Origin of the sequence: Campylobacter sp. IFREMER_LSEM_CL1846, assembly GCF_025772105.1 — a bacterium.
Lineage (GTDB): Bacteria > Campylobacterota > Campylobacteria > Campylobacterales > Campylobacteraceae > Campylobacter_D > Campylobacter_D lari_D.
In genome coordinates, this window is record NZ_JAKMRM010000014.1 from 1 (window position 1) to 12,115 (window position 12,115).

At 29.9% G+C, this 12,115-nt stretch carries 9 protein-coding genes; 1 reads left to right on the plus strand and 8 read right to left on the minus strand.

Features of this window, described 5'->3' with window-relative positions:
• Positions 1-156: 156 nt before the first annotated feature.
• The 6 genes from L8W40_RS06805 to L8W40_RS06830 all read right to left on the minus strand — a co-directional run bounded on the left by L8W40_RS06805 (position 157) and on the right by L8W40_RS06830 (position 8,488).
• The gene (locus L8W40_RS06805) at positions 157-2,265 is read right to left on the minus strand and encodes a polyribonucleotide nucleotidyltransferase (protein ID WP_263665024.1); all 2,109 of its coding nucleotides are present in this window, start codon (positions 2,263-2,265) and stop codon (positions 157-159) included.
• A gap of 135 nt (positions 2,266-2,400) precedes the next feature.
• The gene (locus L8W40_RS06810) at positions 2,401-3,060 is read right to left on the minus strand and encodes a phosphoribosyltransferase (protein ID WP_133319883.1); all 660 of its coding nucleotides are present in this window, start codon (positions 3,058-3,060) and stop codon (positions 2,401-2,403) included.
• Positions 3,057-5,093, minus strand: a complete 2,037-nt coding sequence (locus L8W40_RS06815) for an LPS-assembly protein LptD (RefSeq protein ID WP_263665045.1) — start codon at positions 5,091-5,093, stop codon at positions 3,057-3,059. Before L8W40_RS06815 ends, L8W40_RS06810 begins: the two co-directional genes overlap by 4 nt.
• Positions 5,083-5,541: an RDD family protein gene (locus tag L8W40_RS06820; protein WP_133319881.1), complete on the minus strand. Its 459-nt coding sequence runs from the start codon at positions 5,539-5,541 to the stop codon at positions 5,083-5,085. Before L8W40_RS06820 ends, L8W40_RS06815 begins: the two co-directional genes overlap by 11 nt.
• Positions 5,538-6,788 (minus strand): phosphoribosylamine--glycine ligase, encoded by a 1,251-nt coding sequence (purD, locus tag L8W40_RS06825; RefSeq protein ID WP_263659811.1) that lies wholly within the window; start codon positions 6,786-6,788, stop codon positions 5,538-5,540. Before purD ends, L8W40_RS06820 begins: the two co-directional genes overlap by 4 nt.
• Positions 6,789-7,048: 260 nt before the next feature.
• Positions 7,049-8,488 carry a hypothetical protein gene (locus L8W40_RS06830; protein ID WP_133319879.1) on the minus strand — a complete coding sequence of 480 codons (1,440 nt, stop codon included), beginning with the start codon at positions 8,486-8,488 and terminating at the stop codon, positions 7,049-7,051.
• A 112-nt stretch (positions 8,489-8,600) separates the two neighbouring features.
• Here L8W40_RS06830 and L8W40_RS06835 point away from each other — a divergent pair, with 112 nt between their 5' ends.
• The gene (locus L8W40_RS06835; protein WP_263661656.1) at positions 8,601-9,152 is read left to right on the plus strand and encodes a class I SAM-dependent methyltransferase; all 552 of its coding nucleotides are present in this window, start codon (positions 8,601-8,603) and stop codon (positions 9,150-9,152) included.
• On the opposite strand, the gene guaA is transcribed toward L8W40_RS06835, so the two are convergent.
• Positions 9,153-10,688, minus strand: a complete 1,536-nt coding sequence (gene guaA, locus L8W40_RS06840) for a glutamine-hydrolyzing GMP synthase (protein ID WP_220567179.1) — start codon at positions 10,686-10,688, stop codon at positions 9,153-9,155.
• Between the two features lie 9 nt (positions 10,689-10,697).
• Positions 10,698-12,056, minus strand: a complete 1,359-nt coding sequence (gene nhaD / locus L8W40_RS06845; RefSeq protein WP_263665025.1) for a sodium:proton antiporter NhaD — start codon at positions 12,054-12,056, stop codon at positions 10,698-10,700.
• Between the last annotated feature and the right edge of the window lie 59 nt (positions 12,057-12,115).

Below are 12,115 nucleotides of genomic sequence, written 5' to 3' on the forward strand. Positions count from 1 at the left end.
GATTCGAACCAACGGCCCCCTCCTTAAAAGGGAGATGCTCTACCGGCTGAGCTAACGAGACAATCAAAAAATGAAATTATGCCAAAAGAATATTTTTTTGTCAAGATCTAAAATAAAAATTTAAGCATATTCTTAAATATGCTTAAATTTAAACGATTAAGCTAAGTCCAATGACACTTTTCCATTTTTAATTTCTGCCACCTTAACCTTAACCTCGTTACCAATTTCTAACTTTTCCTTGAATTTAGAATTATGCAATAAACCATCTACGCCATCTCTAAGTTCTACAAAAACTCCAAATTCTACAACTTTTTGAACTTTTCCTATAAATTCTTCTCCGATATCAAATTTAGGCACTTCTTTTCTATCGCGCTTTTTATTAGAACCTTTAGAATGAACTAAATTTAATATATATTCTTTGCTTTGAGAAATAAAATCATGATTAATTCCTGCTATTTTAACCTCACCTTTATCTCTATCTAAGTCAATATTAACTTCAAATTTTTCTATAATCTCTTTTATAGTTTTACCACCTTGGCCAATAATATCAGGGATTTTATTTGGATCTACATTAAAAATTTCAATCTTTGGTAAAATTGCTTCATTAACAACTATGTTTTGATTGGCCTCTTCCATTAATTGTAAAATGTGCTCCCTAGCTTCTTTTGCTTGATATAAAGCCTCTTTTAAAACTTGTTGCTCTATACCGCCAAGTTTTATATCCATCTGCAAAGCAGTGATTCCCTTGTAACTTCCTGCTACTTTAAAATCCATATCTCCATCATGATCCTCAAGACCCATAATATCTGTTAAAATAGCATATTTTTCATCTTCAAAAACAAGTCCCATTGCCACACCTGCCACTAGTTTTTCACTTTTTACCCCTGCGGCTCTTAAAGCCAAAGCACCACCACAAACAGTAGCCATAGAACTAGAACCATTACTTTCTAAAATTTCAGACACTAAACGAATAGTATGAATATAATCCGTATCAATACTAGGATGTAAAGCTCTTTTTGCTAAATTTCCATGCCCTAACTCTCTTCTACCTGGAGCTTTTATAGGAGTAGCCTCACCTACGGAAAAACCTGGAAAATTATAATTTACCATAAATTTTTCGCATATAGGATTTTTTTCTGTTAACAAATCTGACATTTGCGCATCATTATCACTTCCCAAGGTAGCTATAACTAAAGCTTGAGTTTGCCCTCTAGTAAAAAGACACGATCCATGTGCATTTGGCAGAATATTTGTCTCTATATCTATCTTTCTAACATCTTTCAAGCCTCTACCATCCGCCCTTTTATTTTCATTAAGAATTTGACTTCTAACAAGTTCTCTTTTGCACAAATATAAAGCTTTCTCAATATCTTCAATTTTCCATTCATTTTCAATAGCGCTAGCTTCATTTTCAATCTCTTTTGCTATTTGTGAGATTTCACTTGCTCTTTCACTTTTTGCCATTTGGTTAATTGCAATTTTAATCTTTGAGGTATAAGAATTTTTAATAAAATCAACAATTTTACCACCATCTGTTTCTATTTTAAATTCAAGTTTGGAATTTTTTCTATAAGCAGCAAAAACTCTTTCATATTCATTAGAGCCACGCAAAATCGCATTACCTGCAAATTCTAAAGCCTTTAAAACATCATCCTCATTAAGCTCATTCATACAATGTTGACCATTTTGTTTGTTTGCTAAAGCTCTCATTTCTATCATTAAAAGCTCATCTTTAACACCCGCCACATAAAGATCCAGGGTGCTATTTTTTAATTCACTATTGCTTGGATTTAAAACAAATTCATTATTCATACGACCTATTCTTACACCACAAACTGGCGCTTTTATAGGAATATCACTTAAATATAAAGCAATGCTTGCGGCATTTAAACTCATCACTTGCAGATCTACTTCAGGATCAGCAGAAAGAACCATTACTACAATTTGAGTTGGATAAGCATAGCCTTTTGGGAAAAGAGGTCTTAAGCTTCTATCTATAATCCTTGCACTTAAAGTTTCATTATCACCTGGTTTAGTTTCTCTTTTTACATAACCACCTGGAATTCTTCCTGCCGCATAAGCTTTTTCTATATATTGTACCGTAAGAGGTAAAAAATCCTCTTCTACCATTTTTTCTTCTCTAGCAACAGTTGCCAAAACTACAGCATTTTTTTCTTGCATTAAAACTGCACCCGCTGCTTGTTTTGCAACCTTATTAGTCTCAAATATTTCAAGATGATTATTAATATTTATTTCATGTCGCATGATTTTTCCTTTAATATTTTCATCATAGGCAAAAACCAAATAAGCTTTTTAAATTTTAAAAATTAAAACTTAAAAAGCCTGTTTTTGTTTTGCCTATAAATTTATATCTAAACAACCGATTGTTTAGATATAAATTTATCTCTTTAATGGAAGATAATATTTACTTTCTTCTAAAATATCTAAAATTTCATGAGCTTGCAAAATCGTTTTATTTTTAAAATAAAACTCAATATTCACAAAATGATCAATTTTTTGCACACAATAAACCTCATCTACAAAAACACCGATATATTCATATACATCACTTGGCATTAAAGCAGTAGCATAAACAATACTATTTACTTCTTCTTTTAACAAACTTTTAATACATGAAGAAGCAGTAATTCCACTTTCGCAACCTTCATGCAATATTAAAATATTTCTTCCTTTTAAATCCTTTAAAAGATTTCCTTTTCTATAACGATACACATTTTTTAAAATTTTTTCTTCGTAGGTTCTATTGGCTTCACCATAAATATAATCTAAACTTATATCAAAAGCTTTAACTAAAGCCTCATTATAAACCAACTCCTTTGTTTCACTAATCATAGCTATTTGACATTCATCATTATTAGGAGCTTTAATTTGTTCTGTAAATAAAAAATCATATGGAATTTCTAATTTTTGTGCTAGTGCATCAACAAAAACTATCGATTTTAAAGAAGGTGTAATAATAATATAATCTTTTAGTTTGTTTAATGGTAATATATCATATAATTTCTCAAGTGCATCTTTTTCATCTTCAAAAAATATCATATCGACCTTTCATTTTCCTCTAAAGAAAAATCATAAGATACCCCGCCTAATGGATAAAAATTAAACATAAAATATACACCACTTTGATCTTTAGCACTAATACCACCACTTGTAAGTTTAGGTGAAATATCTTTGCGATACATCAAAGAATAATTCCAACATTTTCTTTGATAAGTATAACCTATTTCCCATTTTTCAGGATCTTTGTTCAAATCAAACCACAATCCGCCAAAAATTTGATAATTAGTATTTATATCATATTGGGCTTTAGTTCCTATAAAATTATATTTTTCATTTTCATACATTCTATAAGCATGGTTTAAACTAATCTTCCATTTACCATAATCAAACAAAGCTTCACTAAAAACCTTATCAAAACGATTATCAGCTCCAGAATATTCAGCTTCATTTCTTAAACTTATATAATCATTGTAAAAATATTCTACAACATTATCAAAAGCACCAAAGCTACCTTCTTTAGTAAAGTATTTAACCTTCAAGTTATGATATAATTTTTTTTTGCCTAAAGTATTATAAAAATACTGATACATTGAAAAATTAAGTTGCTCAGGACCATTTTTTAACTCTACAAAATCTTCAGTGATTTCACCTGATTTAGCTCCAGGTAGAAAATAATTAACCCCTAAATATAGAGTATGATAAAAATTTTCATATGGCTTTGAAAGATCTGTATATAGAGAAAAATTATGAGAATTTCTAAATAAATGTTCTTGATTTTTAACATCTGTATTAGAATAATCTACAAAATTTGCATATATCCTTTCTGTGAAAGCAAAATTTAAAAAATCATCAAAAAAACTCGTATGATAAATTAAAGGTAAATCAAAATCTAAAGTTTTAGCATAAATACCCGTATGTCTATAATACCTATGAAAAGAAGCATCCAAGCTATATTGTATATAATTATCAAAAAATCCATTTAAATATCTATGATATTGAAAAGATGGATATTCTTGTAAAGTATCTTTATTGCTAATTTTAGAAGTGTCTATATAATACTTTGCATAAGCACCATAATAATTATCATCATCTGATAAAAAATAATTTATTTTAGAAGTAACTAAAGAAGCTTCGGTTTTTGCGCTAGAACTTAAATTCATATAATCAACATCATTTAAATAAGTAGCATCAACCCATAACCCCTCTTGAAATTCTTTACCTAAAAGACTTTTAAATAAAGATTCATTTGAATATTTAACCTCCAAACCATAGTGTTCTTTATTTTTTAAATTTTCTTCTCTTTTATAACTTGATTTTTCGCCAAAAATACCACCGCTAATTTCACCTTGAGAATAAGGGGTATCAATAAATCTTAAAGTTGAGTATAAGCCATAACCTCTTTTTGTTCTAATCTGAGGTTCAAATTGAATGTCCGCATTATCATCAATAACATAATAAATTGGCTGATTATAATATAGTCCTTCACTTTGTTTTAAAACTACTTGGGGAATTAACAATCCGCTTTTTCTTTTAGTATCTACACTAAAACCAAAATAAGGTAAATACATCACCGGAACATTTTTTACATATAATCTTGCATTATAAAGATGTAAAAAATTACTCTCTTTGTTTAATTTGCCTTCATCAAAACGAATTTCCCAATCAGGATTTTCAACATTACAACTAGATACAACAGACTTTTTACTCATTACAAATTTGTCATCAATTTTAGCTTGATGACATTGTAGCCAAACCTCCAAATCATTATTTGAAAAAAATAAATTTTTAAAAGCTGTAGTGTTATCTTTTAAGTTAATCTTCGTATAAGTAGAATTAGTTCTTTCTTTTTGCCCCCTTAAGATATTAACATCTCCAAAAAGCTCCAAATCTTTTGTTGTTTCATTAAATTTAGCCTCGCTTGCAGTTATCAAATAAAAATCAGATACCACAACTACATTATTTTTTGCCTCTATAATATCATTTTTTTTAACAACATCCAAAGCATAGATATCTACTTTAGAAGCATATAAACTTCCTATGCAAGCCAAAGAAAGTAATATTTTACGCAAGATCTATCACCACTGTTTTGGCCGCATAATCATGCCAAGTTTTTAAAACGATATTGCTTAAAGCCCAAGCAAAACCCAAACCATACAACATATCACTAATTTGCCTCACACCTGCTCTTAAAGCACTTTGAATGAAATTTGGTTTATCTAATAAGTTTTGATCAATAACCATAATCTTCAAAAGCATTTTTCCTAAAGTTGCGCCATATAAATATGTAAATAAACTATGATATGTAAATTGCAAAATTAAAGTTCCACCAGCAAAACGTATTAAAAGATTGTGAATTTCATCATAAGTTTGCATAGAACTAATCTTATCAAATAAAATAATACTCACAATAGCTAAAATCACAAAACTATCAACAATATAAGCTAAAAATCTTTTTTTAAAACTTGCTATTTTTAGCTCTTCTTTTTCTAGTTTGTCAAATAATTCTTGATTTGCGCTCATTTAAGAACCTGAAAAGCAATATCTTTTCTATGTTGTTTTCCTTTAAAATGAACATTATCACAAAGCATATAAGCGTTTTTTTGCGCTTCTTCAATACTTTTTCCAGTTCCTACACAAACTAATACACGACCACCACTAGCATATAGTTTGTTATTTTCTAAAATTACTCCAGCATAAGAAATATGAGAATTTTGCGGAATTTCTCCTATATCAATTAATGCTTTTGGAGAATCTTTATAAGGATAGTTTTTACTTGCACAAACCACACCTACTGCAAATTCATCTTTGATTTTTATACGAGTATTTGCAAGATTTTTATTCACACATGCTAAAAATAAATCCAAAGGATTTTCTATCAAAGGCATCAAAACTTCGCACTCAGGATCACCAAAACGCACATTGTATTCTAAAACATAAGGTTTATTATTTACAACCATCAAACCTATAAACAACACTCCAACAAATTCAGCACCCTCTTCTTTCATACCTTTAAGAGTTGGTACTACTATATCTTTTTTTACTTGCTCTAATAAATTTTCACTTGCTAAAATACTTGGAGCATATGCACCCATTCCTCCTGTGTTTGGTCCCTTATCATTATCCAGTAATCTTTTATGATCTTGTGCAGCAGGTAACAATATAAAATCATCTCCATCGCAAACTGCAAATACACTTAATTCAAATCCGTTGAGATATTCTTCTATAACAACAATCTTACCGGCTTCACCAAAACTCTCTCCGCTAAGCATATTTTTAGTAGCCTCTAAAGCTTCTTCATGGCTTTGAGCAATAATCACACCTTTGCCCGCACACAAACCATCTGCTTTTACCACTATAGGAGGAGTTAAACTCATAATAAATTTCTTAGCTTTCTCATAATCTGTTGTATTTAAAAATTTAGCTGTTTTAATTTTATATTTTTTTAAAAAACTCTTCATATAAGATTTTGAAGCTTCAAGCATAGCAGCAGCTTTAGTAGGACCAAAAATAGCAATATTATTTTCTTTAAAAAGATCTACTATACCCTCTGCTAGAAAATTTTCACTTCCAACTATACAAAGATCAATCTCAGATGCCTTTGCATAAGCTGTAATAACCTTAGGATCTTTCATATTAAGATTTGTTCCTATTTTAGCGGTAGCACCATTTCCTGGTGCAAAATAAAATTCCAAATTATCATTTGTTTTTTGAAGAGCCAAAGCGATAGAATATTCCCTAGCACCGCTTCCTAATATTAAAATTTTCATTATTTTCCTTAAAATATCAAAACCCAAATGGCCGGAGTATAAGTGTCTGACCCTCAAAAAGTCAAAGTATGCCATTAGGTGATTTTTAAAGGCTGCAGCTTCTCGCTTTTTTTTCAAAACTCAAACGAAGTCACAGAACACGGTAAATCACACATCACAGCTTATAATTAATGTGTTGGATCCTCTTTAATACCATATCGAACCATTTAGGCATTCTAATTATAACTAAGAAAACTTAAAAATAGGGTTTAAAAGGATTTTTATAAAATTTTGAATTTAGTTTTGGAGTCCTTTTTTAAAAAATACTTTCCTTCTAAAATAACATCAGCAACAGATGCCCAAATAGTTTTTTCATCTACATAAACTATATCAAATTCAGTATTTTTCATCAATCCTTGATAATTTACTTTTTTAGGTGCATGCTTAACAACATAATAAGGATTCATTGCAAAAATTTGGATTTTCATATTAACATATAAATCAGGATTGGAAGTAACTATTAAAAAACTTTTTTCACATTCTTTTCTTACTTTTTTAACATAAGAAAGCAATAATTGATCATTTGGATTTAGTGCATGTTTATTTAATCTATTTAAATAAAGTTCAGCAAAAGAAAGAGTGCAGAAAGAAATTTCGCTTGCAGTTTTAAAATAAGAATTTTTTATACTTGTTGATTTTAAAGATTTTTTCCAAATTTCTATATCTAATTTTGTAGCACATATATTTAAACCTTGTTTAATTTTCTCAAAAAGTTTCTCTCTAGCCATATTAAAACTATTATTAAAAATAGTAAGATTTTTTTCATAGAAAGACTTTCTCATTGCCTCTAATTTTTCAATGCTTTTTGTAAAATAATCTACTTCATTTTTTATTTCAACAAGCTTTTGTTTTTTACTTTGTATCATTTCTTCAAATTCTTGTCGTTTTTTGCCACTTTCTGTTTCTATTCTCGCTTGTTTTGATTTAATATCTGTAATCAAAGTACTCATTTGGCGATCAAGTGCTAATTTTCTATTTTTCCTATTGTCGATCGAAGCAAGAAGTGCTTGGTAATGACATTGATGAGACAAAAAGACTTCATCATACAAACGCTCCATGTTGATATGTTTTTGTTTATCTTTCATATCTTTATAAGCCATTTCAAGATGTACTATAATATTTTTCATAGCAGAAAAGTCAGCTTGGTTAATGGTATTATCTGAAAAAAGCAAAGTATCCAAAGCTTTATGTAAAAAACGCTTCATAGCAAAAAAATCTATAATATATGGCACCTCATCTGTATTAATATCTTTCACAGCATTGATTGATAGTGTTTCATTATAAAAATACCTTTGAATAGCTTGTGGGATAGTCAAATTTAGAGTAATCTTATCAAGATTATCATAATCGGTTTCTCTATAAAGCTCTTGAACATAAGCATCACGCCTTGTTAGTCTTAAATCCTCCAATTCATCATCACTATCTGTTTTCCAAAAATCTCTTTCTTTGATAAAATCATTATCTCCAAATTCTTGAAATTTAGAAGGTCTTAAATCTGTAATATGCTTTCCATCGGATCTAAACTCAACAAACATACCAACCGTTGGCATGCTTCTTTTATCGTGCCAAGCATGTTTGTTAAATTCAAAAAATGTTTTTGCAAGATTAATTACTGTTCCTCTTCCAGTACCATCCACATAAACCATTATTTTTCCATGCATATCCAAATCCTTGATCTAAAGAAAAATTAAATTCTTATTTTAACTTTGTTTTCATAAATTTACAATAATATTTTAAAATTTATTAAAAATAACTATCTTAGGTATTTAATCTATGTTTTTATATCAATACTTTAAAAATCCAAAGCAAACAGGAGCATTTTGTGCAAGCTCAAAAAAACTAAGCAAACTCATAACCTCTCATGTCCAACATGCAAAAAATATTATTGAAATAGGACCTGGAACAGGAAGTTTTACCAAATATATCCTTAAGCAAAAAAATCATGATGCAAGATTTTTTGCAGTTGAAATTAATCCACATATGGCAAAAAAACTACAACAAAATATAAAAAATATAGATTTAGAAATTAGATCAGCGGAATTTCTACCTGATATGTTAGAAAAAAGAGCAATCAACAACGCAGACTTAATTATTTCTGGAATTCCTTGGGCTTTATTAAATCCCAAAGAACAAGATTTATTATTAAAATCCATTCATGAAGTTTTAGAGGAAAATGGTTGCTTTGCAACATTTGCATATATACTGCCCACGCCAAAAGGAAGAGCTTTTAAGAAAAAACTTTTTACTACTTTTAGCAAGGTAGAAATTTCACCTATCATTTGGCAAAATCTCCCTCCTGCTTTTGTTTATTTTTGCACTAAATAACTATTCCCATTCAATAGTCGCTGGCGGCTTACTAGAAATATCATACACCACACGATTAATTCCTTCTACTTCATTAATAATACGGCGTGAAATATTTTCTAGTAACTCATAAGGTAAATGAGAAAAAGTAGCTGTCATACCATCACTTGCATTCACCACACGCACACAAACTGCATTATCATAAGTCCTATTATCTCCCATTACGCCAACACTTTGCACATTTAAAAGCACGCAAAAAGCCTGCCATGTTTTATCATACCAACCACTGCTTTTTAATTCTTCAATCAAAATCACATCAGCTTTTCTCAAAAGCTCCAAACTAGGCTCATTTACTTCACCCATAATGCGTATAGCAAGCCCTGGACCTGGGAAGGGATGACGATAAACTACATCTTTACTCAAGCCAAGTTCTATTCCTAAAGCTCTTACCTCATCTTTAAAAATTTCTTTTAGAGGTTCAATAAGTTTTAAATTCATCTTTTCAGGTAACCCACCCACATTATGATGAGATTTTATGGTTTTACTAGCCCCTACAACCGAACTTTCAATAATATCAGTATATAAAGTTCCTTGTGCTAAATATTTTACATCTTTATGTTTTTTAGCTTCTTCTTCAAAAACTTCTATAAAGGTATTTCCTATAATTTTTCTCTTTTGTTCAGGATCCCTAACACCTGCTAAGCGACTTAAAAAAATCTCCCTAGCATCAATACTAATTAGATCAATACCTAAAGTATGTCTAAACATATATTCAACTTGCTCTTTTTCACCGCTTCTTAAAAGACCATTATCAACAAATACTACTACCACTTGATCTTTTATCGCACTTGCTAGTAATGCAGCCACTACACTGCTATCAACCCCACCACTAACAGCACATAATACCTTATCATTACCTACTTCTTCTTTAATTTTTTGCGCTTGAGTTTTTGCAAAAGATCCCATATTCCATATACTATCACAATTACATGCATACTTAGCGAAATTTTTTAAGATGCTTTTTCCAAACTCACTATGTTGAACTTCAGGGTGAAATTGTAAAGCAAAAAATTTACGCTTTTCATCTCCAAATACACAAAAAGGACTATTTTCGCTTGTTGCTAAAACCTCAAAACCTTGTGGTAAATTTTCTACCTTATCAGAATGACTCATCCATACTGTTTGTTTTTTAGGTAAATTTTTAAACAAGTCACTATCATTTTGAATATCTATAGTTGCTTTGCCATATTCTTTATGACCTGCTGGAGCTACATTTGCACCAAAATGATGTGCCATAAGTTGCATACCATAACAAATTCCTAAAACTGGTATATTTAAATCAAAAACACCTTTATCACAAAAATAAGCATCATTTGCATATACACTAGCCGGTCCACCGCTTAAAATAATACCCTTAGGCTCTTTAATTTTAATTTCATCTAAACTTACATTAAAAGGTAAAATTTCTGCATATACGCCCTGCTCTCTTAATCTTCTTGCAATGAGCTGTGTATATTGCGAACCAAAGTCCAAAACCAAAATATCTGCTTTTTTCATCTAACTCCTTTATAAATTTAACAATTGAAATTGTATATACCAAACTATAATAGATACTATATATCCAACTAAAATCGTCCATGCATATTTTAAATGAGAATTAAAAGTATAAATTCCTTTCATTTTTCCCATTACCCCCACACCAGCTGCTGAGCCAAAGCTTATTAATGATCCTCCAATTCCTGCTGTAAGAGTTACTAAAAGCCATTGAGTATCATCCATACTTGGATTAGCTTTTAATACCGCACTCATAACTGGAACATTATCTACAATAGCAGATAAAAATCCTACGCTTATATTAATACTAGTAGCTCCAAATTTTGTATAAAGATCGGAAGCATAAGCAAGCCATCCAACAAAATGTAAAGCGCCCACAGCAGATAAAATTCCAAAGAAAAATAATAAAGTATCCATTTCAATACGCGTCATATAATGAAAAATATTCAAATCTTTTTTACCTTGTTTTCTATTGAAAAAATACATATATAAGCTGAGCAAAGAAAGACCAAAAATCATACCCCACATTGCAGGCAAATCGCAAATACTATGGATAAAAACTGCTAAAGCGATAGTTAAAAAACCAAGCACAATAAATACTTTACCACCTGGCTTAATTTCAACTTTTTCTAGATTATCTTTATGAAAATTTGGCTCAACATCAGGCACATAACGCGATAGCAAATAAGCCGTAAGAAACCATCCAATAAAAGAAGCAGGAAAAAGAGCAAAAAATTCAAAAAAGGTAGCTTTTTTTGCCGTCCAAACCATCAAAGTAGTAATATCACCAAATGGCGACCAAGCTCCACCAGCATTAGCTGCTACTACAATATTTATAGCACCTGGGATTAAAAATTCTTTATTATGTTTATCTATAGTTAAAAGCACAGTAGATAAAATCAAAGCTGTGGTAAGATTATCTGCAATCGGAGAGATAAAAAAAGCCAAAATTCCTGTTAGCCAAAATAATTTTCTATAAGTATAACCCCTGCTTACAAGCTTATATTTTAAAGTTTCAAAAACCGATCTTTCTATTAATGCTTCTATAAAAGTCATTGCTGCTATTAAGAAAAACACAATTTGTGCGATTTCCAAGATAAGATGATTAACACTTTCTTCAAGTATTTGTGTGTCTAAATCATTTACTACCATATATATACCAATGACAATAAAAGAAAATGTTCCTATAAACAAAGCAGGCTTAGTTTTGTTGATATGATATTTTTCTTCTGCTGCTATAAAATAATACCCCAATACAAAAATTATTAAAACACCTATACCCAAAGCACTAAAAGCCAAATTTAACTCATGAGTTTGACCTGCTAATAAAAAGCTAATACTAAAACAAAGTAAAAAAAGTATTCTACTCATATTTCACTCTCCAAAGATTGGAATTTTTTTATTTCCTTTACGCTGCCATTATTATCTTT

Excerpts from the sequence above, each read along its gene's own strand:
- L8W40_RS06835 (WP_263661656.1), top strand. The coding sequence starts at position 8,601 with ATGTTTTTATATCAATACTTTAAAAATCCAAAGCAAACAGGAGCATTT.
- L8W40_RS06805 (WP_263665024.1), bottom strand. The coding sequence starts at position 2,265 with ATGCGACATGAAATAAATATTAATAATCATCTTGAAATATTTGAGACT.
- L8W40_RS06830 (WP_133319879.1), bottom strand. The coding sequence starts at position 8,488 with ATGCATGGAAAAATAATGGTTTATGTGGATGGTACTGGAAGAGGAACA.
- purD (WP_263659811.1), bottom strand. The coding sequence starts at position 6,788 with ATGAAAATTTTAATATTAGGAAGCGGTGCTAGGGAATATTCTATCGCT.
- L8W40_RS06820 (WP_133319881.1), bottom strand. The coding sequence starts at position 5,541 with ATGAGCGCAAATCAAGAATTATTTGACAAACTAGAAAAAGAAGAGCTA.
- nhaD (WP_263665025.1), bottom strand. The coding sequence starts at position 12,056 with ATGAGTAGAATACTTTTTTTACTTTGTTTTAGTATTAGCTTTTTATTA.
- L8W40_RS06810 (WP_133319883.1), bottom strand. The coding sequence starts at position 3,060 with ATGATATTTTTTGAAGATGAAAAAGATGCACTTGAGAAATTATATGAT.
- guaA (WP_220567179.1), bottom strand. The coding sequence starts at position 10,688 with ATGAAAAAAGCAGATATTTTGGTTTTGGACTTTGGTTCGCAATATACA.